This is a genomic window from Micromonospora sp. NPDC020750 (assembly GCF_044334565.1).
GTDB lineage: Bacteria > Actinomycetota > Actinomycetes > Mycobacteriales > Micromonosporaceae > Micromonospora.
In genome coordinates this window covers 420,631-443,243 of sequence record NZ_JBIRTH010000004.1, presented here as the reverse complement: position 1 = coordinate 443,243, position 22,613 = coordinate 420,631, and the positions used below count along the sequence as shown (strand labels likewise).

General features: G+C 72.7%; 17 protein-coding genes and 1 pseudogene. 9 read left to right on the top strand and 9 right to left on the bottom strand.

Going from position 1 to position 22,613, the window contains the following annotated elements:
• The first annotated feature begins 43 nt into the window (after positions 1-43).
• A complete protein-coding gene (locus ACH4T9_RS15850) occupies positions 44-3,052 on the top strand; it encodes a carbohydrate binding domain-containing protein (RefSeq protein ID WP_396672689.1) in 3,009 nt (1,002 codons plus the stop codon).
• A 52-nt stretch (positions 3,053-3,104) separates the two neighbouring features.
• Here ACH4T9_RS15850 and ACH4T9_RS15845 read toward each other — a convergent pair whose 3' ends face one another.
• The 4 genes from ACH4T9_RS15845 to ACH4T9_RS15830 form a co-directional block, all read right to left on the bottom strand.
• A complete protein-coding gene (locus tag ACH4T9_RS15845; RefSeq protein WP_396672690.1) occupies positions 3,105-3,932 on the bottom strand; it encodes a MerR family transcriptional regulator in 828 nt (275 codons plus the stop codon).
• A 137-nt stretch (positions 3,933-4,069) separates the two neighbouring features.
• Complete coding sequence (locus tag ACH4T9_RS15840) at positions 4,070-5,671, bottom strand: asparagine synthetase B family protein (protein ID WP_396672691.1); 1,602 nt, start codon at positions 5,669-5,671, stop codon at positions 4,070-4,072.
• A gap of 3 nt (positions 5,672-5,674) precedes the next feature.
• A complete protein-coding gene (locus tag ACH4T9_RS15835; RefSeq protein WP_396672692.1) occupies positions 5,675-6,643 on the bottom strand; it encodes a DUF5715 family protein in 969 nt (322 codons plus the stop codon).
• A gap of 667 nt (positions 6,644-7,310) precedes the next feature.
• A complete protein-coding gene (locus tag ACH4T9_RS15830) occupies positions 7,311-8,915 on the bottom strand; it encodes a cellulose binding domain-containing protein (protein WP_396672693.1) in 1,605 nt (534 codons plus the stop codon).
• Between the two features lie 460 nt (positions 8,916-9,375).
• Between ACH4T9_RS15830 and ACH4T9_RS15825 the strand changes: the two genes are divergently transcribed.
• Positions 9,376-11,091 carry a DEAD/DEAH box helicase gene (locus ACH4T9_RS15825; protein WP_396672694.1) on the top strand — a complete coding sequence of 572 codons (1,716 nt, stop codon included), beginning with the start codon at positions 9,376-9,378 and terminating at the stop codon, positions 11,089-11,091.
• A 109-nt stretch (positions 11,092-11,200) separates the two neighbouring features.
• Here ACH4T9_RS15825 and ACH4T9_RS15820 read toward each other — a convergent pair whose 3' ends face one another.
• The gene (locus ACH4T9_RS15820; protein ID WP_396672695.1) at positions 11,201-11,572 is read right to left on the bottom strand and encodes a DoxX family protein; all 372 of its coding nucleotides are present in this window, start codon (positions 11,570-11,572) and stop codon (positions 11,201-11,203) included.
• 111 nt (positions 11,573-11,683) lie between these two features.
• Between ACH4T9_RS15820 and ACH4T9_RS15815 the strand changes: the two genes are divergently transcribed.
• Entirely contained in the window at positions 11,684-12,193 is a 510-nt protein-coding gene (locus tag ACH4T9_RS15815) for a MarR family winged helix-turn-helix transcriptional regulator (protein WP_396672696.1), read from the top strand.
• A gap of 229 nt (positions 12,194-12,422) precedes the next feature.
• Here the strand turns inward: ACH4T9_RS15815 and lon are convergent, their stop codons facing one another.
• A complete protein-coding gene (gene lon, locus ACH4T9_RS15810) occupies positions 12,423-14,753 on the bottom strand; it encodes an endopeptidase La (RefSeq protein ID WP_396672697.1) in 2,331 nt (776 codons plus the stop codon).
• A 492-nt stretch (positions 14,754-15,245) separates the two neighbouring features.
• Here lon and ACH4T9_RS15805 point away from each other — a divergent pair, with 492 nt between their 5' ends.
• Positions 15,246-15,593, top strand: coding sequence for an Lsr2 family protein (locus tag ACH4T9_RS15805; RefSeq protein ID WP_161683941.1), 348 nt, complete (start codon positions 15,246-15,248; stop codon positions 15,591-15,593).
• A 575-nt stretch (positions 15,594-16,168) separates the two neighbouring features.
• On the top strand, positions 16,169-16,381 hold the full coding sequence (locus ACH4T9_RS15800) for a hypothetical protein (RefSeq protein WP_396686833.1): 213 nt from the start codon (positions 16,169-16,171) through the stop codon (positions 16,379-16,381).
• 291 nt (positions 16,382-16,672) lie between these two features.
• Here ACH4T9_RS15800 and ACH4T9_RS15795 read toward each other — a convergent pair whose 3' ends face one another.
• Positions 16,673-17,566, bottom strand: a complete 894-nt coding sequence (locus ACH4T9_RS15795) for a hypothetical protein (protein ID WP_396672698.1) — start codon at positions 17,564-17,566, stop codon at positions 16,673-16,675.
• A gap of 190 nt (positions 17,567-17,756) precedes the next feature.
• Here ACH4T9_RS15795 and ACH4T9_RS15790 point away from each other — a divergent pair, with 190 nt between their 5' ends.
• The 3 genes from ACH4T9_RS15790 to ACH4T9_RS15780 all read left to right on the top strand — a co-directional run bounded on the left by ACH4T9_RS15790 (position 17,757) and on the right by ACH4T9_RS15780 (position 20,283).
• A complete protein-coding gene (locus tag ACH4T9_RS15790) occupies positions 17,757-18,899 on the top strand; it encodes a DICT sensory domain-containing protein (RefSeq protein ID WP_396672699.1) in 1,143 nt (380 codons plus the stop codon).
• Between the two features lie 287 nt (positions 18,900-19,186).
• On the top strand, positions 19,187-19,744 hold the full coding sequence (locus tag ACH4T9_RS15785; RefSeq protein ID WP_396672700.1) for a hypothetical protein: 558 nt from the start codon (positions 19,187-19,189) through the stop codon (positions 19,742-19,744).
• 170 nt (positions 19,745-19,914) lie between these two features.
• Positions 19,915-20,283 (top strand): FKBP-type peptidyl-prolyl cis-trans isomerase, encoded by a 369-nt coding sequence (locus ACH4T9_RS15780; RefSeq protein ID WP_161683944.1) that lies wholly within the window; start codon positions 19,915-19,917, stop codon positions 20,281-20,283.
• Positions 20,284-20,520: 237 nt separating this feature from the next.
• Here ACH4T9_RS15780 and ACH4T9_RS15775 read toward each other — a convergent pair.
• Positions 20,521-20,880, bottom strand: a pseudogene (locus ACH4T9_RS15775) (STAS domain-containing protein); the annotation flags it as partial.
• Between the two features lie 140 nt (positions 20,881-21,020).
• On the opposite strand from ACH4T9_RS15775, the gene ACH4T9_RS15770 reads away from it, so the two are divergent.
• The gene (locus ACH4T9_RS15770; RefSeq protein ID WP_396672701.1) at positions 21,021-21,161 is read left to right on the top strand and encodes a hypothetical protein; all 141 of its coding nucleotides are present in this window, start codon (positions 21,021-21,023) and stop codon (positions 21,159-21,161) included.
• A 31-nt stretch (positions 21,162-21,192) separates the two neighbouring features.
• Here the strand turns inward: ACH4T9_RS15770 and ACH4T9_RS15765 are convergent, their stop codons facing one another.
• Positions 21,193-22,452 (bottom strand): Ig-like domain-containing protein, encoded by a 1,260-nt coding sequence (locus ACH4T9_RS15765; RefSeq protein ID WP_396672702.1) that lies wholly within the window; start codon positions 22,450-22,452, stop codon positions 21,193-21,195.
• Positions 22,453-22,613: the final 161 nt, after the last annotated feature.

The following is a 22,613-nucleotide window of genomic DNA, read 5'->3' as shown; positions in this document are numbered from 1 at the left end:
CCCTTCGGCCCAGGCGCCGACATCTCACCCCCGAGGAGCCCCGATGGGCAGCAGCACCGGGCGACGACGACGGATGATCGGGGCCGCGATGGCCGCCGGTCTGGTCGTCGGGCTGGCCCCGCTCAGCATCGCCGCCGCCGCGAACACCGTGACCGTCTACTACCAGCCCCCGGCCGCGTGGACCGGCACCGTGAACCTCCACTGGGCCCCCGACGGAGGCGCGTGGACGGCCGTGCCGGGCGTACCGATGGAGCCGGCCTGCACGGGCTGGCGCAAGCGGACCGTCGACGCCGGGTCCGCCGCCGGCCTGCAGGCGGTCTTCAACAACAACGCGGGCACCTGGGACAACAACAACGGCCGCAACTACCGCCTCGGCACCGGCGTGGTGACCGTGTCCGGCGGCGTGGTCGGCGCGGGCGACCCTTGCGCCGGCACCCCGACCCCCACCCCCTCGCCCACCCCGTCGACCGGCCGGACGGCCGACGTCTGGTACCACGTCGCCACCCGGGGCTGGGCCACCGCGAACATCCACTACCAGCCCGCCGGCGGGGCCTGGACCGCCGTGCCCGGCGTGCCGATGGAGGCCGTCTGCACCGGCTGGGCCCGCCGCACGGTCGACCTGGGTGCCGCCGCGACGATGAAGGCGGCGTTCAACAACGGCACCGGGAACTGGGACAACAACAACGGCGCGGACTACGCCATCGGGACCGGGGTGACCACGGTCAAGGGCGGCGTGGTGACCGCCGGGGCGAGCGCGCCGTGCGTACCGGAGACGCCGGACACCACCGCGCCGTCCACCCCGACCGGACTGGGCGCCACCGCGAACGGGGTGCGGGTGGCGGTGTCCTGGGCGGCGTCCACCGACGACCGGGCGGTCACCGGGTACCGGCTCACCCGCACCGGCGGGCCGCAGGGCACGGTCACGATGACCACCGCCGCCACCAGCTACCTCGACGGCGCGCTGACCGCGAACACCCGCTACGAGTACACCGTGCGGGCGTACGACGCGGCCGGCAACACCTCACCGGCCAGCGACCCGGCGGCGGCGACCACCGGCGACGGGCCGCCCCCGGCGACGGCCGGCAGCCCGCTCGGCGGCGATCCCCGCGAGGACAGCATCTACTTCGTGATGACCGCCCGGTTCGCCGACGGGGACAACGCCAACAACCGGGGCGGCAGCCAGCACGTCAGGTCCGGCAACGCGGCCAACAACGACCCGATGTTCCGGGGCGACTTCAAGGGCCTGATCGACAAGTTGGACTACATCAAGGGGCTCGGCTTCTCCGCCCTGTGGATCACCCCGGTGGTGCTGAACCGGTCCGACTACGACTTCCACGGCTACCACGGCTGGGACTTCTACCGCGTGGACCCGCGCCTGGAGAGCCCCGGCGCGAGCTACCAGGACCTGATCAACACCGCGCACGGCAAGGGCATCAAGATCTTCCAGGACGTGGTCTACAACCACAGCTCCCGCTGGGGCGCCAAGGGCCTGTTCACCCCGACGGTGTACGGCGTCCGCGACGAGCAGTGGAAGTGGATGTACAGCAAGCAGGAGCCGGGCCGCGGGTACGACCCGATGGTGGAGCACGCAGGCGCCGATCCGGAGCTGACCCCGGCGCAGAACGCCCTGGCCAAGGGCCGCGCGTACAACGGGGACGTGTGGTCGACGGCCGCGCCGGCCGGCAACCAGTGCCCGCGCTGGGGCACCCCGAACGGGACCAGCCCGGAGGGCTTCAAGCTCTACGAGTGCCAGTGGCCGGCACCGACCAACAAGCTGTTCCCCGCCGACCTGTACCACCAGTGCTGGATCGGCAACTGGGAGGGCGAGGACGCCCGGAGCTGCTGGCTGCACGAGGACCTGGCCGACTTCAACACCGAGAACGCCACCGTGCAGCAGTACCTGATCGACGCGTACAACCGGTACATCGACATGGGGGTGGACGGCTTCCGGATCGACACGGCCGTGCACATTCCCCGGGTCACCTGGAACCGCCGCTTCCTGCCGGCCATCCAGCAGCACGCCCTGGCCAAGCACGGCGAGAAGGGCAAGGACTTCTACGTCTTCGGCGAGGTCGCCGCGTTCGTCAACGACAAGTGGAACCGGGGCTCGGTCAACCACTCGGCGCAGTTCTTCACCTGGAAGGAGCGCAAGGAGTACAGCCCCGACGACGTCAGGGCCGCGATCGAACAGTTCGACTACGAGCAGCTGTCCGGCCCGGGCGGCCAGCCCACCACCGACAACGCCTTCCTGCGCGGGAACACCTACCACGCCCCGGACCACTCGAAGGCGTCCGGCATGAACGTCATCGACATGCGGATGCACATGAACTTCGGCGACGCCAACAACGCGTACGGCAACGGCAAGGACTCCGACGACAGCTACAACGACGCCACCTACAACGTCGTCTACGTCGACAGCCACGACTACGGGCCGAACAAGTCGAACACCCGGTACACCGGGGGCACCGACGCCTGGGCGGAGAACATGAGCCTGATGTGGACGTTCCGGGGCATCCCGACGCTCTACTACGGCTCGGAGATCGAGTTCCAGAAGGGCGCGAAAATCGACTGCGGGCCGACCTGCCCCCTCGCCACCACCGGCCGGGCCTACTACGGCGACCACGTTCAGGGCACGGTCACCGCGTCGGACTTCGGCAAGGTCAGCTCCGCCACCGGGCCGGTGGCCACCACGCTCAGCCAGCCGCTGGCCAAGCACGTGCAGCGGCTCAACCAGATCCGCCGGGCGGTGCCCGCCCTACAGAAGGGGCAGTACTCGACCGAGGGGATCAGCGGGTCGATGGCGTACAAGCGCCGGTTCACCTCCGGCGCGGTGGACAGCTTCGCGCTGGTGACGGTCTCCGGCAGCGCGACGTTCGCCGGGGTTCCGAACGGCCGGTACGTCGACGCGGTCACCGGCGACGTGAAGACGGTGACCAACGGGACGCTGACCGCGGCCGTCGCCGGCAAGGGCAACCTGCGGGTGTACGTGCTGGATCTGCCGGGCAACCCGGCGCCGGGAAAGATCGGTGAGGCGGGCGCCTACCTGCGGTGACCCGACAGCGGGGGCGGCCGGACCGGCCGCCCCCGCCATCGCCGCGTCGGCCTCAGGGGGTGGGCCGGACCACCGGGAGCTGAAGCTCGGTCACGCCCTTCGTCGGGTCGTCGGCGCAGTAGTCGAGGTACAGCTCACGGGCGAAGCCGGCGGCGCGCCAGCCGTGCTCCTCGATCCAGGCGGCGAGCACCTGCATACTGCGCTCCACCTCGTCCATCGGGCCGTGGTGGATGAGCGTCGCCGCCGCCGGCACGGCGGGCAGATCGACGATCGCGACGTCCCGGGCCGCTGCGGGGTCGGCGGTCACCGTCACCCCGGCGTGCACCACGACGGCCTCCCCCTCGGCCGGCTCGTACCAGGCCAGGGCCGGCCCTGCGAGGGCCAGCCGGGCCGCGTCGAGGCGGCGGAACAGCTCCGGGTAGAGCGGCTGGATCACCGGGGAGATGTCCGGGGTCTGGTAGCTGCGGGCCACCGCCGTCAGCTCCGCGACGCGGACCGGGGGCAGTTCCTTGAGTACGACGTCCTGGGTGGTCATCCGACCCTCCGTCTCGATCATGCGGAGCCTCGCCTCGACCCCGGCCAGCCGCGCGGTGTCGGCGGCCAGCCGGGCCGCCAGCTCGGACCGGCGCAGCCGCAGCATGCCGCGCAACTCGGCGACGTCGACGGCGTCGTCGAGGATCGCCCGTACCTGCCCAAGGGTCAGCCCCAGTTCCTTGAGGGCGATCACCCGGTTGAGCCGGTGCAGTTGCTCGGCCCGGTAGAGCCGGTACCCGGTGTGCGGGTCGACGGCGGCCGGGCGGAGCAGCCCGATGCTGTCGTAGTGACGCAGCATGCGGACCGACACCCGGCCGAGTCCGGCGAAGTCTCCGATAGTGAACATGGCCCCTCACACGTTCGGCCCTGACACGGTGTCAGAGTCAACCAGACGGGGCCGGCAGCCGGGGGCGGGTAATGAAGGACCGCGCCGGGCGGCCGAGGCCGACCCGGCGGGGCGGGGTACGGGGCGAGCAGCAGCGGTCAGCCGACCGGCGTACGTCGCGTGGCGCGCGGGCCGACCAGCCGGCGGACCACCGGCGCGGCGTTCCACTTCGCCGCCCCGACCAGGTCCCGGGCGTGCTCCAGCATCGTGTAGTCCGGCCTGGCCAGCCCGTCGGCGATGGCCCGGTCCAGGTCGTTGCCGCATCGACTGAGCACGCTGTCGAAGTCCCGCCGGACGGGTTCGAGCAGGTGATAGCCGAACGAGCGGTGCAGCCGGGCGAACAGCGGCTTGTAGAGCCGGGCCCGCTCGTGCAGCCCCGACGAGTACGACATCGGGTTCTTCGGCCGGCGCAGCACGTAGTCGGGCAGCACGTCGGCGAAGGCCCGTCGCACGATCCACTTCTCCCGCCCCTCGCGCAGCTTCAGCTCCAGCGGCAGCCGCATCGCCAGTTCCACCACGCTGAGGTCGAGGAACGGCACCCGCGCCTCGACCCCGTGCCCCATGCTGGTCCGGTCCACCCGCTGCAACTCCGTACGGCACAGGTTGCGGATCCGGTGCAGGAACAGCCGGCGGGCCCGCTCGGGGCCGACCTGGTGGTACATCGGGTAGCCGCCGAACAGCTCGTCGGAGCCGTCCCCGGTGAGCACCACCCGCACGCCCAGCTCGCGGAGCCGACGGAAGATCGGCACCGAGACCACCGCGTTGATGATGTCCCCGTACTCGGTCAGCTCCGAGATCCGGATGGCCTCCCGCACATCGGCCAGCCGGACGTCACGGGGGCGCAGCTCGACCACCTCGTGCGGCATCCCCAGGTCGGCGGCGAGCCGCCGGGCGTACGCCACGTCCGGGCTCTCCGGCACGCCGACGGTGACCGCCACACAGTTCGGGTGCATCTGGTGGGCGTGCACCAGGGCCAGGGAGCTGTCCAGCCCGCCGGAGAGCACCACGCCGAGGGGCAGGTCGGTGTCCACCCGCATCCGGATGCTGTCGGTGAGGGCGGCACGGACGAGCAGGGCGGCCTCGTCCGGGTCGTCCACCATCGGCAGCCCTTCGCCGAGGGTCAGCAGGTCGACGTACGGGCGCAGCCGGACGTCGCCACCCGGCTCGGCCCAGCCGTGGTGCCCCGGGGGCACCTCGCACACCGGCGCGCCGTGCCCGACCAGCGCCTTGACCTCGCTGGCCAGGTGCAGGCAGCCGGGCACCCGGGACCAGTACAGCGGCTTGACCCCGATCGGATCACGGGCCAGGTAGGCCCGCCCGGTGGTCTGCTCGACGACGACGAATGCGTACTCGCCGCGCAGCCGCCGCACCGCGTCCTCGCCCCAGGCCAGGAACGCGGCGAGCAGCACCTCGGTGTCGCTCTCACTGCGGAACGGGTGGCCGAGTCGCGTCAGCTCCGCGCGCAGCTCGTGGTGGTTGAAGATCTCGCCGTTGTGGCAGAGCAGGAACCGCCCGTCGGCGGAGACCCAGGGCTGCACGGCCCGGTCCCGGTCGACGATCCGCAGCCGGCGGGTGCCGGCGAGCAGCCCGGCCTCCCGGCGGGTCTCGGTCACCTCGCCGCGCGGGGCGAGAACTGCCAGCATCCGGCGGAAGGTGGCCGGGTCGGCCTCCGGGCCGATGCTCAACGCGATGCCACACACGGCTCAGACCCCCATCTCGGCCTCGTACGACCGGCGGAACCGCAGCCCGGCGGCGGGCGCGAGGCACAGGTGCCACGCCTGTCCCTCGTCGACCACGTTGACCTCCCCGGCCCGCTGCCGGGCGAGCAGCAGCCCGGCCAGGGCGTCCCGGGCGCCGAATCGCTCGAACCAGGCCAGCTCCACGTCGACGGCGTAGCCGAGACAGTGCCCGCTGGGCACCATCGCGGCGTAGCCGAGGCGGCGTAGCTGGTGCTGATGCTCGGCGCTGCGGACCAGGCTGGTCACCCACAGCGGCGGGGTGCCGGGCGGGGTGATCCGGTCGAACTCGCGGCCGATGTCGTTGAGCAGGCCGATCACCTCGCGCCGGGCCCGGCGGAACTTCAGCCCGGCGGTGTGCGGCCGGGCCTCCGGCAGCAACCGGCGGCGCACCGCCCGCACGCCACGGCCGACGAGGGTGCCCGGCTGCTGCTGGTACCGGAAGCGGAGCAGGTCGCGGCGGCGCAGCCACTCCAGGTCCACCAGGTCTGCGCTGGCGTTCACCTGCGCGTCGGTCATGAAGGTGGGCGCGTCGCGCCACCACAGCACGTCGATGCGGGAGAGCAGGTAGATCCGGATCAGGGCGGTGAGGTCGGCGGCGGAGCTGCGCGGGTTGGGCCGGTAGCGGGCCATCTCCAGCAGCAGCGTCTCCCGGGCCCCGATGAGGCCCTGCGGGGTGGCGTGGAGCACCGCGGCGATCGCCGGCTCACGCAGGCGCTCGTCGAGCAGCACCTGTCGGGCCCCCGTCGACTCGGGTTCGGCCAGGGCACCGACCTCGATCAGCAGCTCCGCCACGGCCGCCCGGTAGGCGGCGAGGTCCGGGGCGGCGGGCGAGGCCGGTCGGCGGGCCACCCCCCGGGCCGCCCGACGGGCCGGCATGGCGGACGCGACGGGCAGGCCGAGCTGGGGGCCGGTGCGTCGACTGGGCACTCGCATGGTCGGGTCCTCTCTTCCGGCACGACACGGTGTGGGTTGACCTGATACACACCGTAATGGCCAGAAGTGGGGGCGAGAGCGAACAATCTTCCTATATCCCCCTAACGGCGGGGACCACCGTCCAACGGTGAGGACCGCCCGGACCGCTGGCAGCAGCGGCGCAGCCCTGGGCGACGCCGCTGCCCCGGATCGGGCTGGTGGCGCACGGCGACGCCGAGCCGTCGGTGACCGCCGAGTTTGCTACCTGCGACTCAACCGCTGACCGAGGTGGAGCCGGACGGCCGGGGTGGGTGCGGCACCCCGGCCGTCCGCCCGGGCCTCGATTCCCGGAGGAAGAGGCCCTTGTCCCAGTTTCGCCGAACCCGGCCGTTCGCGCAGCCCCCTCCGCCGACCGCGGAGCCGGACCGCGCCCAAGAAACCCGCGGTGTCCCGGTCGTCGTCGATCGAACCGAGCCCGTCCAACAGGAGGGTGCTCCGGCGGGAGGGCTTCGCGTAACGGGGCCCGCGCACGAATCGGCCCGGGGCGCGGAGGCGGGCCCGGCCGGCCGCGGGTCGGGCCGGGCTGCCGCGACCGGCGGCGGGAACGTCGGGTGTCCCCGACCGGTTCGGCCGGGGACACCCGTGGCTGGTGCGGGCCGCCCGTCAGGCCGCCCGCACGGGGGACGTGTCAGCCCTTGGCGCAGGCGACGCCGTTGAGGCTGAAGGCCGTCGGGACACCGTTGGTTCCGGGAGTCGAGGTGGCGGAGAAGCCGAAGTTGACGCTGCCACCGGCGGCGATCGTGGGGTTCCATGACGCGTTTCGGACGGTGACCTGCTTCCCGGACTGGGCGGCCTCCCCGTTCCAGGTGTTGTTGATGGCCTGGGCACCGGGGAACGAGAAGGTCAACGCCCAACCGTTGACCGCGCTGCCGGCACCGTTGCGGATGGTGACGTCGGCGTTGAAGGTGTTGCCCCAGTCGGACAACACATACCGCACCGTGCACACGCTGGGTGGCGAGGTTGGCTGCGTCGTCGGGGACACCGTCGGAGAAGCCGTCGGGCTCGGGCTGGTCGGTGACACGGTCGGTCCGACCGTGGGGACCGTGCCACCGCTCTTGGCGATCATCCGCTCGGAGTGGGCTCGGAACACGGCCAGCTCCGGATCGCCCTGGGTGACGCCGAACTTGCCGTCGATCTCGCGATCGGCGTACCACCAGAACGCGCTGCCGTCGCCGCCGGCGGCCTCGAAGTCGGCGAAGAGCTCCCGCCACCATGCGGTCCGGTCGACGTTGTGCGTATTGAACTCGCCCATGAAGAAGGGCTTGCCGAGCAGGTTGTGTGAGTCTGAGATCCACTGCCGGACCAGCGCCTTGGTCTCGGCGAGGTCCAGGTCGGCCCACGACTCCGTCGGGTAGGGATGGGCGGAGGTGAAGTCGATGTACGGAGACTGGTGGGTGTACACGAACGGGTTGCCCTCGTCGCCACCGAACCCGTACCGCGTCTCGTGCGCCTCCAGGCCGGTGCCGAGCAGGTGGTGGGGGTCGATGCCCTTGACGAAGGCGCCCATCTCGTCGACCCAGGCCCGCAGGGTGGTGCCCGTGGTGTTCTCGTTCGGGGTCTGGTCCTGGTAGCGGGGCTCGTTCATCAACTCCCAGGCCAGGACCGTCGGCTCGTCCTTGTACCTGACGCCGCTGTAGTGGTTGACGCGGTTCAGGACGTGGCTGACGTAGTTCTTGTACGAGGTGAAGCAGCCGGGGCACTTGGACTTGTTGAAGAACTGACCGCGTCCGGGGTGACCGCCGGACAGGCCCTCCCACTGGAGGCGACGGTCGATGCCGCCGTATGCCTCCCAGTAGTTCTCGAAGACCGGAACGAGCCGGATGTTGTGTGCCTTCGCCGACTGGATGACGTAGTCGAAGAGCGCGAACTGCTGCTCGTTGTAGACGCCCTCGGCCGTCTCGAACCCGTGCCAGCTCTCCATGCTGAACAGCCAGGTCCGCACCACCGTGACCCGATCCGCGCTCAGCCGGGCGAACTGGCCGTCGATGCGGGCCTTGTCCATGTACTGGGTCTCGGTGTCACCCGATCCGCTGCCATAGGTGAACAGGTCGTACGTGTTCGTCCCGGCGAAGTAGAACGCCTTGCCGTCCAGACAGAAACGGATACCGCACCGCTGGACGAACGGCGACGCCGCCGCCTGCGCGCCGGGGCCCACGACGAACACGCCGATCGCGGCCAGCAGAACGCCGAGGAGCAGGCCTACGGACAGTCCTGGGAATTTCTTCCTGGGCATGCTGAACTCCTAACCATTCGTGGGGGGACGCTGAACTTTGTCGCGGCCAGCCCGGGCCGCTTCGGGCGATGACCACAGGGAGGGAATCCCCTGGGCCGGGGCTACGACCGAGGCCCGGCCCGAACCATTACATCGATCACTGTGGTTGCCTGATGAACCCATCAAAGCACTGAACCGATTAAGTTACAAGGCTGTAAACCGTGGGCGCGCCTCGCCGCCTTCGGCGCGGCCGTGGCGCACGCCCAAGTGAGCCGCATCGTCGACGGTGCTGCCCACTTCGCCCGCGGCTGAGAACCCATGATTGTTAACCGATTCAGTTACCATCTCGACGGTAGGAGGCGGGCCGGTGCCAGCGGGCCGGTCGCGGCACACCACCGGCCGTCGCCCGCGACACAGGCCGGGTAAGCCGGTTGTGCCGGTCGCCCGAGCGCGCCTCGAGGGGTGATGAAAGGCTTATGGCATGAGTTCCGCACCGACACCGATCGACCCCGCCGCCCCCGGCAGCACCGACGAGGCGACCGCCTTCACCGACCTCGGGTTGCGCGCCGAACTGCTCGGCGCCCTCTCCGCCCTCGGCTACGAGGAGCCGACCCCGATCCAGCGGGAGGCCATCCCTCCCCTGTTGGCCGGTCGGGATCTGCTGGGCCAGGCGGCCACCGGCACGGGCAAGACCGCCGCGTTCGCCCTGCCGCTGCTGCACCAACTGCCTGACCGGCGCCCCGGCGGCGACCCGGTGGCGCTGGTGCTGGTGCCCACCCGGGAGCTGGCGGTGCAGGTCTCCGAGGCGTTCCACCGGTACGGCAAGGACCTGGGCACCCGGGTGCTGCCGATCTACGGCGGGCAGCCGATCGGCCGGCAGCTACGCGCCCTGGACCTGGGCGTGGACGTGGTGGTGGCCACCCCGGGGCGGGCGCTGGACCACATCGCCCGGGGCACCCTGCGGCTGGGCGAGCTGGCCACGGTGGTGCTCGACGAGGCCGACGAGATGCTCGACATGGGCTTCGCCGAGGACATCGAGGCGATCCTGGAGCACGCCCCGGCGCAGCGGCAGACGGTGCTGTTCTCGGCGACCATGCCGTCGCGCATCGACGGGATGGCCCGCCAGCACCTGACCGCACCGGTACGCATCCAGATCGGCCGGGAGCAGCAGGTGGCCGGCGAGGCGCCCCTGGTGCGGCAGAGCGCGTACATCGTGGCGCGGGCACACAAGCCGGCGGCCCTGGGCCGGGTGCTGGACGTGGAGTCGCCGACCGCGGCGATCGTGTTCTGCCGCAGCCGCGAGGAGGTGGACCGGCTCACCGAGACGATGAACGGCCGGGGCTACCGGGCCGAGGCGCTGCACGGCGGGATGAGCCAGGAGCAGCGGGACCGGGTGATGGGACGGCTGCGCGCCGGCACCGCCGACCTGCTGGTGGCCACCGACGTGGCGGCCCGGGGCCTGGACGTCGAGCAGCTCACCCACGTGGTCAACTACGACGTGCCGTCGGCCCCGGAGTCGTACGTGCACCGGATCGGCCGGGTGGGCCGGGCCGGCCGCGAGGGCGTGGCGATCACCCTCGCCGAGCCGCGCGAGCACCGGATGCTCAAGACCATCGAGCGGGTGACCGGGCAGCGGATCGCGATCGACAAGATCCCCACGGCGGCCGACCTACGCACCCGGCGGCTGGAGCTGACCCAGGCGGCACTGCGGGAGTCGCTGCTGGAGGACGACCTGGATCCGTTCCGGGTGATCGTGGAGTCGCTGTCGGACGAGTTCGACCTGATGGAGGTCGCCCTCGCCGCGGTGAAGCTGGCCCACGAGGCCGCCTCGCCGGGCTCGGACGACGACGAGGAGGAGATCCCCCAGGTCGCGGTCCGTCCGCAGCGGGAGACCCGGCCGGGGTACGAGGGCCGGGGTGGCGGCGACCGCCGTCCGGCCCGCCCCCGGTCGGGGGACGCCACGCAGGTGTTCATCGGGCTGGGCCGACGCGCCGGGGTGCGCCCGCAGGACCTGGTGGGGGCGATCACCGGAGAGACGCGGGTGAGCGGCCGGGACATCGGCTCGATCGAGATCGCCGACCGGTTCTCGCTGGTGGAGGTCCCGAACGGGGCGGTCGACGAGGTGATCGCCGCGCTGCGCGGCAGCACCATCAAGGGCCGCAAGACGACGGTACGCCGCGACCGCGACCGCGCCTGACCTCTTGATCGATTCGGCGTCGGTGACAATCGCGGCCCCCTCGTTCCGGGGCACCGCCAGGTCACCGACGCCGAGTTGATCCGCGGCGGCGCGGGTCGGCCGGGTCAGGTCAGAACGCGTACGAGCCGAACCTGCCCCAGGCGACGACGAGCGCCGCGACCAGCAGCACGGCGGTGAACGCCGCGCCCGGGTACTCCTTGGCCCGGGCATGCACGACGACGGCGCCGGCCATCACGATCGCCGCGCCCACGGCGGCCAGCGGGGTCAGCACGGTGGCGATGCCGGTGACGGCCGGCAGGATCAGGCCGACGGCGGCGAGCACCTCGAGTGCGCCGAGCGCCTTCACGGCGGGCTCGGGCACGCCCTCCACCCAGCCCATCTGCTCACGCAGCTTCGCCTTGGGTCGGGCCACCTTGGTCAGCCCGCCCACGGCGAAGACCAGCGCGAGCAGGATCTGCAGGATCCACAGGACGACGTTCACGAGGGTGCCTCCGAAGGGCTGCCGCCCAGCCGGGCGGACAATTTACTTGACGTTTCAAGCATCACCGTACGGTCGGGTACTTGAAGCGTCAAGTATCGGTACGCTGGAGCGATGGAACCCACCCGCTGGCTGAGCGACGGCGAGCAGGAGGTCTGGCAGCGGATGCTCGCCGTGCTCACCCTGCTGCCGGCCGAACTCGACGGGCAGCTGCAGCGCGACGCGGACCTGACCCACTTCGGCTACGGGGTGCTGGCGCTGCTGTCGGAGACCCCTGGCCGGTCCCGCCGGATGAGTGAGCTGGCAGCCCTGGTCAACGGCTCGCAGTCCCGGCTGTCCCACCTCGTCGGCCGGCTGGAGCGCCAGGGTTGGGTACGCCGCGAGCGGGCCGACGACGACGGCCGGGGCTCCGTCGCGGTGCTCACCGACGCCGGCTACGCCCACCTGGCGGCGAGCGCGCCCGCGCACGTGGCCCGCGTCCGCTCGCTGGTCTTCGACGCGCTCACCCCGACGCAGGTGGCGCAGCTCGGCGCGATCACCGCCGCGCTGCTGGCCCGGCTCAGCCCGACCGGCGGCTGCCCGGCGCCCGCGACGCGACGCGGGAACGCGTCCGACGGGTCGTGACGGCCTGCCCCGGACCTGGCCCCCGGTGCTGCCGGAAATGAGGCCCCCGGCAGCGCGGGACGAGGTTGAGGCAGCGCCGGAGCCGACGCCACCTCACCGGCCACCGGCCACCGGCCACCGGCCACCGGCAAGACCCTGCTGCCCACGATCAGTGGGGGCCTTGGCCGGGCGCGCGTTGACAGAGGTCCCCCGCCCGCGTGAAGCGATGACAGGGGACCTCTGTCCGCCCTCAGGCGGCCGTCAGGGTGGGACCGGTGAGGGTGCCGGCGTCGGCCGGGCGCAGCGCCAGGGCGAGCACGTCGACGACGTCGGCGAGGGTGTGCACGGTCAGCGCCTCCCGTACCTCGGTGGGCAGGTCGTCCAGGTCCGGCTCGTTGCGGGCCGGGATGATCACCTCGGTCAGGCCGGCCCGGTGCGCGGCGAGCAGCTTCTGCTTCACCCCGCCGATGGGCAGCACCCGGCCGGAGAGCGTCACCTCGCCGGTCATCCCGAACTCGGGCCGCACCGGCCGGCCGGTCACCAGCGAGGCCAGCGCCGTCACCATCGTGATTCCGGCGCTCGGCCCGTCCTTGGGCACCGCGCCCGCCGGAACGTGCAGGTGGATCCGCCGCCCGGCGAGGGCGTTCGGGTCGATGCCGAGCCGGCGCCCGTTGGAGCGCAGGTACGACAGCGCGATGTGCGCGGACTCCTTCATCACGTCGCCGAGCTGGCCGGTGAGGGTCAGCCCCGGCTCACCCTCCATGCTGGTGGCCTCGATGAAGAGCACGTCCCCGCCCGCGCCGGTGACCGCGAGGCCGGTGGACACGCCGGGCACCGCCGTCCGCTCCGCCGACTCGGGGGTGAACCTGGGCCGGCCGAGGTAGCGGGCCAGATTGTCGGTGTCCACCCGGACGGGCGTCGGGTCGGTCGCCAGGGCGACCGCGACCTTGCGCAGGATCTTCGCCAGCGCCCGTTCCAACTGCCGGACGCCGGCCTCCCGGGTGTGCTCCCCCGCGATCCGGGCGAGCGCGTCGTCGGCGACGGTGACCTCCTCGGCGGTCAGGCCGGCCCGCTCCCGCTGCCGGGGCAGCAGGTGGTCGCGGGCGATGGCGACCTTCTCGTCCTCGGTGTAGCCGTCCAGGGTGACCAGCTCCATCCTGTCCAGCAGCGGGCCCGGGATGGTCTCCACCACGTTGGCGGTGGCCAGGAACAGCACGTCGGACAGGTCGAGGTCGACCTCCAGGTAGTGGTCGCGGAAGGTGTGGTTCTGCGCCGGGTCGAGCACCTCCAGCAGGGCGGCGGCTGGGTCGCCGGCGTAGCCGACCGCGAGCTTGTCGACCTCGTCGAGGAGCACGACCGGGTTCATCGAGCCGGCCTCGCGCAGCGCACGGACGATCCGGCCGGGCAACGCGCCGACGTACGTGCGGCGGTGGCCCCGGATCTCCGCCTCGTCGCGGACGCCGCCGAGGGAGACCCGGACGAAGCTGCGGCCGAGCGCCCGGGCGACGGACTCGCCGAGGCTGGTCTTGCCGACGCCCGGAGGGCCGGCGAGGGCGAGCACCGCGCCGGAGCCACGCCCGCCGACCACGCCGAGGTTGCGCTCGGCCCGGCGGTTGCGCACCGCGAGGTACTCCAGGATGCGGTCCTTCACGTCGGCCAGGCCGGCGTGATCGGCGTCGAGCACGGCCCGGGCCGCGGCCAGGTCGGTGTTGTCCTCGGTACGCGTGGTCCACGGCATCTCCAGCACCGTGTCCAGCCAGGTGCGGATCCAACCCGCCTCCGGGGAGGCGTCGCTGGCCCGCTCCAGCTTGCCGACCTCGCGCAGCGCCGCCTCACGGACCTTCGCGGGCAGCTCGGCGGACTCGACCCGGGCCCGGTAGTCGGCGGAGCCGTCCGGCTCGTCCTCGCCGAGCTCCTTGCGGATGGCGGCGAGCTGCTGGCGGAGCAGGAACTCGCGCTGGGACTTCTCCAACCCCTCGCGGACGTCGCTGTTGATCTGTTCGGTGACCTCCTGCTCGGCCAGGTGGTCCTTCACCCAGCCGACGAGAAGATCCAGCCGGGCGGTGACGTCCGGAGCGGCGAGCAGTTCGGTCTTCTGCGCCAGCGTGAGCCAGGGCGCGTAGCCGGCCGCGTCGGCCAGCTCGGAGAGGTCGGTCATCCGCTCCATGGCGTCGATGACCTGCCACGCGCCGCGCTGCTGGAGCACGGACGTCATCAGGGCGCGGTACTCGCGGGCGAGGTCCCGGGCCCGGCCGGTGGGGACGGGTTCGGGCAGTTCGGTGGCCTCGACCCAGAGGGCGGCGCCGGGGCCGGGGACGCCGGAGCCGATCCGCGCCCGGGACAACCCCCGGACCACGGCGGCCGGCTCGCCGCTGGGCAGGCGGCCAACCTTCTCGATGGTGGCGACCGTGCCGACGGGGCCGTACTCGCCGTCGATACGGGGCACGGCGAGGAGTTGCTCGTCGCCGGTGGCGCGGGCCGCGTCGACGGCGGCCTGGGTGGTCGGGTCGAGGGTCACCGGAATGACCATGCCGGGCAGCAGGACGGCGTCGGTCAGTGGAAGTACCGGAAGAGTTGCCATCGAACACCTGCTATCGCGTTGAGTTGAGCCTGACTCACTCAAGTAACAGAGCCTCCCCCTTGTTCCGAAGCGTGATTCAAGCCACTCCACCGGTCGCTCGAAGGCGGCCCGGCGCAGGGCCCGGGCGCGGATCTCCCTCGCCGACCGGAGGCGTCCGACGAGGAGCGACGGCAATCCCCGCGCCTGATCGCGGCGGGGGCCGGGGCCGGCGCGATCTTCGGGAAACCGTCCGCCGCCGAAGGGAAGGCGTGGCGGATGGCGACAACACCGCCGCGCCTGCCAGGGGTGTCGCAGGCGAATCGGGCGGCCACCCCGCAGCGCCTCTGGCCTGCTCAACCGCTTGAGCGGCACCGGCAAATTCCACCGGCCGAGCGGGATTCCATCCCGCGTAACTCGACTCGCCGAATGCAGAACCGGGCATATTCTTGCGGAATTGCCAGTTGATACGTCAAACTCTTAGAACACCCCGCCCCACACAAGGAGTAATTGGCGATGGCTCGGAAAGTAATCACCGTTCTGACTGATGACCTCGACGGCGGGAAGGCGGATCGGACCGTCGAGTTCAGCCTGGACGGCGTGGCGTACACCATCGATGTCTCCGACGAGAACGCCGGCACCCTGCGCAAAGCACTCGATCCCTACATCAACGCCGGCCGGCGCATCGGTCGCGGCCCGGTCGAGACCGGCCGGACCGCCCGCCGCCCGGGAAGGGCCCCCGTCTCCGGAATGGACCGCGAGCAGAACCGGGCCATCCGGGAATGGGCCGCCAACAACGGCCACGAGATTTCCGACCGCGGGCGCATCCCGGTGTCGGTCGTCGAGGCCTACAAAAACCGCTGATCCGGCGGCGGTGCCGCGATCCGGGGGTTCCCGGGTCGCGCCGTGGAGGCCGGCACCCGCTGGCCCCTTTCCGGTCGCAGTTCCCACGGCGCCGGCCGACACAGGCCGGTGCCGGTGCGGGCCGTCCCACGACCCGGTCGGTCAGCTACTTGGCCGGTCGGCGCACTCGACGGAGCAGCGGGCGGGCCGGGCCCGGCACACCCGGTTCTCCGGGGCGCCCGTCGACACGTCGGTGAACGGCGCGCGGACGGGGCCGGGCCGGCACGGCACCGGCGTCCGGTGCACCCGACACACCCTCCCGAGGTGACGGCCCACCCACGCGCCGACCGGCGTCCGCTCTTCCTGCCGTGCCGGTCCGCCGAGATGACGGCCACCTGCGCGCCGCCCCGCGTCCCACGTCCACCGGTCCAGCCTCGCAGGCCGCCGGTGCTCGAACCGCGCGACGGGGTCGCCCAGGGGTGATCGGCCCCCGGGCGACCCCGGATCTGCCGACGGTCGCGGCGCCGCCGCGCGAGTCAAGTTGACCTGGATCCACACGAGGTCGGATCCACACGACGTCGAAGGCGGGTGCCCGGTTGACCCGCTCCATCATCGGGATGCGAGGTACGGGCCGCCACCGGCCCGGACCGCGCACCGGGCGTGCCGGGCTGCGGCAGGCCGTCCCCGCCTCCGTTCCGGCCGCCGCCGTTGTCCCCGCCGCGCTGACCGCCCTTGTTACCGATTTTGCCGAAGACCGCGAGCGTGCCGACAACGTCCAGCAGCCGCCTGCTCCGCGCGATACCGGATGACGCCCCCGTGTGGGCCTTCGCATCGAATTGCTCTCCTGCCCCGATCCGGTAGCCGCCACGTGGCCCCGTCGGACCGATCAATTCTGGGAGGTCGCCGGTGAGGGTCACTACGACGTGCCGGCGCATGTCGATGGTCGATGATGTTCTTTCCGCACCGTCATCCACGCCCGCAGGCTCGGTGGAGCAGGATCCTGTCCATTCCCGCTGGAGTAAGATGCCGTGGCGCGAGGCTCAACCCGGATATGGGAATTCTGCGGGAGCGGCCGGTCGACGGCCCCGTTCCAGGGGACGTCAGTCCGCGCAGAGGTGGTCGAATCCAAAGCCGTTCCGCATTTCGTCACGGCGCGCCCGCAGCCGGCGGATGTCCCCGTCGAACTGCTCGCGGGCGACCAGTTCCGGCTCGCCGCCGTCGAGGCCACGCAGCCGCTCGCCCACCGCCACAGCCGCGAGGTCCTCGGCGAGCCGCCCCGGGTCCACCCCGCAGGAGAGGCGGTGCTCCCACACCCGCACCCGTTCCACCAGGAACCGTCCGGGCCGCACCTCGACCCAGCTCCAGCCCTCGGCCGGGCCGTCCGCCCAGCGCACGTGCAGGCCCCGGACGATCGGGTCGACCAGCCGACGGGAGACGTAGGCGTCGACGGCTGCCGCCCGGGCCAGGGCACCGAGATCGTTGACGTGCCCGCTGCGCCCGTCCGGCAACCGGCCGACGATGTCCCGGAAGGCGACCGGCGTGGCGTCCCCGGGCTCGGTGTGCCCCGGGTCCGGCCGGACGGCGTCGGCGTAGGCCCGCGCGTCGATGACGTACTCGACGATCCGCCGGCCTTGGTCGGCGGCGCGCAGGGTGGGCGAGGCGATCCGCAGCACCGCCAGGCCGACGGCCGCGCACACGGCGTCCTTCATCCGTTCGGCGCGCTGGGCCGCCGACCCGGGCGGCACCGGCGGCCCGACCTCGACGGCGAACAGCGGTCGGCCCGAAGGCGCGGCGCAGACCACGTGGTCGAGGCACTCCCGGCCGGCCGAGCTCCACTGGTGACCGGTGACCCCCGGCGGACGGCCGTGCAGCAACTCGCCGAGCCGCCGGGCGGCGTACACCACCTGGCCGCCCCGGGCGAGGGCCGGACCACGGCCGGTCGATGCCGCGACGGGGCGCAGCAGGGAGCCGTCTTCACTACCGGTGCTCGTCATCCGCCTTGTCCATCCGTCGGGCCGTCAACCGGCCGAGTCTAGGCCGTCGATCATGGTTCCCACCTCGCCGGTGCGGCCCGCGCCGGGCCGCCGGTCGGCCCGGGCACGCCGCCCGGACGCTCCTCGCCGCGGCGCCGGCTGGGCGGGGCCGGCGGAAGCGCTCCACTCTCCGGTTCTCTAGGCTCAGCGGGTGCTGCACAGTGGACGGCCCCCGGAACTCATGACCAAGCGCAGCCTCGTCGCCGTCTCCCATGCCATCGAGAGCGCCGCCCTGGCCATCGCCGAGGACGGGCCGCTGGTGGTCGTCGCGCTCTTCCAACGGATGCCGTACTTCGAGCGGGAACGGGCGGTCTACGAGCGGATTGCCGCCTCGGGGGCGGTGACGGTGGTGGGCGTGGTCGGGCAGCGTCCTTCGGAGCTCCCCGACGGCGCGTACGGGGTGGCCCTGGAGGAGACCGAGGACCTGGCGCGGGAGTGGAGCGTGGTCGCGCTGACCCCCCGGTTCGGCGCGACGCTGGTCGCGTACGACCGGGCGGAGGTGGAGCCGGCAGCCACGCTGGAGGCCGGCCGGCTCTTCGACGGCCGGTGGGGTTTCCGCCGCGACGAGGCGTTGCACGAGGTCCTGCGGCTGCGCGACCGGCTCGCCGACCGGCTTCCCGACGCGGCCCGCGCAACCGTGGACGACGTGCTGGCCCGGGTGCGTGATCTGCCCGCGACGCCCGGCGAGGCACGCGGCGAGGCGGCGCTGCGGCTGATGTTCTCCCGCGCCGAGCGTGCGGCCCCGGAGCGCTGGGCGACCGGGTCGGGGTCGGGTGACCGCGGCCGGGGTGCCGAGGCGAGGGCCGCCGAGGCCGCCGCACCGCTGCTCGACGAGTCGGGGATGCGGCTGTGGACGGGCGAGGACGGGATCACCGCGTCGGGCACCCTGCCGGTGGCGCTGATCGGCGTCCGGGTCGACGAGCCGGCTGGCGCGCCGGAGCGCTTCGGCCGGCGCAGCGCGGCCCGCGAGGCGCAGGCGGTGATCGGGGCGGTGACCGCGCCGCTGCGCCCGGTGGACCGGGCCGTACGCCTGTCGGACCAGGAGTACCTGTTGTTCCTGCCGGCGCTGACCGAGGAGCAGGCGGTGGCGGTGGCCGGCCAGGTGCACGAGGCGGTCGGCGACCTGGTCCGGTCGTACCCGTTCGTCGCGTTCGCGGTGCATGCGGCGGTCACCGTGACGGCCCGGCGGCCCCTGCCCGTGGCCGACGTCCGGCACGCCGTCGGGTGGGCCGCTCAGGAGGGCGTGCCGGTGGCCCGGCTGGCCCCCGAGACGGCCGAGGTACCGGTCGGGTAGCGCGGGTCAGGAGCTCGGGTGCGGGAGTCGAGGGGTGTCCGCGTGCTGCCCCCGTACCGTGCCGGAGGCACTGCCCACGCGAGCACCGGTCTCCGGTCTCATCGGTTGCGGTTGCGTGATCATCGACTACGGTCGGACGAGGCCGACGGGGAAATGTCCGGCCGGGACGAGTAGATCAGGGTCGAAGGTCCCGGTCGGAAGCGGACCCATCGGCCCTGACCGGGACGCCGGTGACGATGTCCAATGGAACTGCCACCGGGAACGCGGTGCGAGGCACAGGAAGGGACGTGGACACCATGGCCGCGACGATCGAGCGGACCGCCGCCAACACCATCGCTCCATCGGGCGAGACCACCCGCCAGAGGGCCGCCCGGTACGTCCTGGCCGGAATCCGGATCGCCCTGGGCTGGACCTTCCTCTGGGCCTTCTTGGACAAGATGTTCGGCCTCGGCCACGGGACCGAGGCGAAGAACGCCTGGATCGAGGGGGGCAGCCCCACCAAGGGCTTCCTGGCCTTCGGCACGGCCGGCCCGTTCAAGGGGTTCTACACCGAGATCGCCGGCGCGGCCTGGGCGGACTGGCTGTTCATGCTCGGCCTGGCCGCCATCGGCGTGGCCCTGATTCTCGGCATCGGGATGCGGATCGCCGCCGTCGCCGGTGGCCTGCTGCTGGTGATGATGTGGACGGCCGTCCTGCCCCCCGAGAACAACCCCTTCATGGACGACCATCTCATCTACGCCGCGGTCCTGGTGGTCCTCGCCCTGCTCGGCGCGGGCGACACCCTCGGCCTCGGCCGGGCCTGGAAGCGGCTGCCCATCGTCCAGCGGTTCCCCTGGCTGAGGTAGTCGGACGAGCACGGCCCCGACGGGCGCCACCTTCCCGGTGGCGCCCGCCGCCGCATGTCGGGCCGCGCTGGGACCGCCGGGCGCGGGACCGCCGGACATCGGCAGATCACGATCCGGCAGGATCGACGGCGACCGCAGTTAGCCGCAGCACCGAGCAGGAGGCGTACGACATGGACAAGCCCCAGGTTGGCCCGATCGAGGGCGCGCCGCCCGCCGATCTCGTCATCGAGGACCTCACGGTCGGCGAGGGCCCGGAGGCCCAGCCCGGTCAGCGGGCCACCGTGCACTACGTGGGGGTGGCCCACTCCACCGGTCGCGAGTTCGACGCGTCCTGGAACCACGGCGAGGCGTTCGAGTTTCCGCTGGGCGGCGGGAGGGTCATCGCCGGCTGGGATCAGGGCGTGGTCGGCATGCGGGTCGGCGGCCGGCGCAAGCTCACCATTCCGCCGCACCTCGGGTACGGCAACCAGGGCGCCGGCGGCCTCATCAAGCCCGGCGAGACCCTGGTGTTCGTCGTCGACCTGCTCGGCGTCCGCTGATCGGGGTGGGGTCGTCGGCCGGTGCCGGCGGCCCCACCCGACGGCAGGCCGTCAGACGCAGGCCAGCATGGGCGCGGAGGACGCCTCCGCCACGGGCACGAGCGACCCCAGGGCGCGGGCCAGCGACCCGAGCACGGCAGGTTCCGGCGGGGTCACCGCCGGCTCCGGTCGCGCCGACGACTCCCCCGCCAGGGCGGGGACGAGCGGCGCCAGCAGACGCGGCGCTGCCACGGTCGAGGCAGCCGCAGTCGAGGCGACAGCGGTCGAGGCAGCGGCGCCGTCCCGAACGGGGATGACGCGGTCAAGGCCGGTGACGTGCAGCACCCGGGCGACCACCGGGGCCGGGTCGACGAGGACCAGCTCGCCGCCACGGGCGCGGACCCGTCGGTGCGCGGCGACCAGCGCCCGGACCCCGGCCGCGGAGAGCAGCCGGACGCCGGAGATGTCGAGCCGCAGCAGCGGCCGGGCCGGGGCGGCCCACAGCGCGGCGCGCAGCAGGCCGACGGTGGCGATGTCGACCTCGCCGGTCGCCCGCATCTCCACCGCGTGGTCGCCCACGCTGACCTGCACGTGGAACCGATCGCTGCGCTGCTCCATGACCACGAATCTAGCCCCGCCCCCCGACAATTCCGCCCTGCCGAGGAGTGACTCCGGGTACACCCAGGGTCTGACCCCGAGTCACTCCGGGTCCACCCTGAGCAGGAGCTGCGGCAACGCCGGCCACCGTGCCGCCCCCGTTGAACGGGCCGTGGACGGCGACCGACCTGCGGCTCGACGACGCGGAGCTGCTGCCGCTGGCCGAGGGCGCGCTTGGCCCCGAGGGTGGGCGACGGGGCGCAGCCGGTGAGGACGGCGACCGGTCCGCCACCCTGCGGTGACGGACCGGTCCGGCGGTCGTTCCTCCCGTGTTCAGCCGCCGCTGGCCGAGGGGGCCGGTGCGGGCGAGCTGCCGCCGGCCACCGCGCCGGGGTGCGGCGCCACGTGCGGGCTGGGCCGCAGCCCGGCCGGTACGGGCAACGCGCTGCCCTTGGCGAACTCGTCCCAGCCGACGTTCCAGGCCGTCCAGCCGTTGCCGGCCTGCAGCGGCACCTCGGTGCCCTTGACGGTCACCAGGTCGCCGACCTGGGTGATCCCCATCAGCCAGTCGGCCGCCGTGGCGGAGACGTTGGCGCAGCCATGGGAGACGTTGGTGTAGCCCTGGTCGCCCTCGGACCACGGCGCCGAGTGGATGAACTCACCGCCCCAGGTGATCCGCTGCGCGTCGTCGACGTCGACCACGTACCCGCCGTCGGGCTCGCCGCGGGTGTCGAACGTCGTCCGCTCGTGCTTCTCCATGATCACCATCTTGCCGCTGGAGCTGGGCGTGCTCGGCTTGCCGAGGCTGACCGGGATCCGGCGGACCAGCTTGCCGTCCCGGAACACCGACATCTGCTTCGTGGCGTTGTCGATGTCGACGGCGACCTGCCGCCCGATCTTCGAGGTGGCCCGGCGGTCGGCGTCGCCCATCAGCTCCTTGCCGATCGGCAGCCCGTCGAGCGCCGCCCGGACGCTGATCGCGGTGCCCGGCCGCCAGAAGTCGGGTGCCCGGTAGTACACCTGGCTGCCGTCCTCCAGCCACGACCAGGTGCCCGGCTGCGGCGGGTCGGTCTTGACGAACAGCCGCTTCTGCACCGCCGCCCGCGCCTCCTTCGGCACGGCCGGCTCGAAGGCCACCGTCACCGGCATCGCGGTGCCGTACGTCTGGTTGCCCGCGAAGTAGAGAGTGCTGGTGATCGCCGGCTTCGTCGGCTTCGACGCCGTGGTGAAGGTTGTCTTCCGGGTGGAGGTCCGCCCCTGGTCCCCGGTCACCGTCACCTCGGCGGTGTACGTCCGCCCGTTCGCCAGGGGCGCGCTGGGCACCCAGCTCGACCCGTCCTCCCGGGGTTCGCCGCCCAGCTGCCGCCCCTTGTCGTCGGTGAGCCGGACGGCGCTGACCTTCCCGTTCGTCACGCTGGTGCCGACCTCGGCGCTGAGCGGGACGTCCCGGGCCCGGTCGGCCGGCGTCAGCTCGACCGCGGGTGGCGGCGCCGCTCCCCCGGCGGTCTTCCGTTCGGCGGTGCACCCGCCGAGCACCAGCGAGGTGGCTGCGATGGTTACCGCAAATAGCGTCGATCGCCGCCTCACGTTCATATTCGCACCCCATTCCCCATTTCCCCTTGGCCACATTCTGTACGGCCGGACGGGAGGCGCGACGCAGCTTTCCGGGAATTACGTGAAGCATTTTTCGGCAGTTTCGACGGCACCGGGCCGAAAGTGTTCCCGCCGACCCGGCAGGACCCGATGTCACGGTT

Bases quoted from the DNA above. Each gene is read 5' to 3' on its own strand.
- ACH4T9_RS15850 (WP_396672689.1), top strand. From the start codon at position 44: ATGGGCAGCAGCACCGGGCGACGACGACGGATGATCGGGGCCGCGATG.
- ACH4T9_RS15845 (WP_396672690.1), bottom strand. From the start codon at position 3,932: ATGTTCACTATCGGAGACTTCGCCGGACTCGGCCGGGTGTCGGTCCGC.
- ACH4T9_RS15835 (WP_396672692.1), bottom strand. From the start codon at position 6,643: ATGCGAGTGCCCAGTCGACGCACCGGCCCCCAGCTCGGCCTGCCCGTC.
- ACH4T9_RS15830 (WP_396672693.1), bottom strand. From the start codon at position 8,915: ATGCCCAGGAAGAAATTCCCAGGACTGTCCGTAGGCCTGCTCCTCGGC.
- ACH4T9_RS15825 (WP_396672694.1), top strand. From the start codon at position 9,376: ATGAGTTCCGCACCGACACCGATCGACCCCGCCGCCCCCGGCAGCACC.
- ACH4T9_RS15815 (WP_396672696.1), top strand. From the start codon at position 11,684: ATGGAACCCACCCGCTGGCTGAGCGACGGCGAGCAGGAGGTCTGGCAG.
- lon (WP_396672697.1), bottom strand. From the start codon at position 14,753: ATGGCAACTCTTCCGGTACTTCCACTGACCGACGCCGTCCTGCTGCCC.
- ACH4T9_RS15805 (WP_161683941.1), top strand. From the start codon at position 15,246: ATGGCTCGGAAAGTAATCACCGTTCTGACTGATGACCTCGACGGCGGG.
- ACH4T9_RS15795 (WP_396672698.1), bottom strand. From the start codon at position 17,566: ATGACGAGCACCGGTAGTGAAGACGGCTCCCTGCTGCGCCCCGTCGCG.
- ACH4T9_RS15780 (WP_161683944.1), top strand. From the start codon at position 19,915: ATGGACAAGCCCCAGGTTGGCCCGATCGAGGGCGCGCCGCCCGCCGAT.
- ACH4T9_RS15765 (WP_396672702.1), bottom strand. From the start codon at position 22,452: ATGAACGTGAGGCGGCGATCGACGCTATTTGCGGTAACCATCGCAGCC.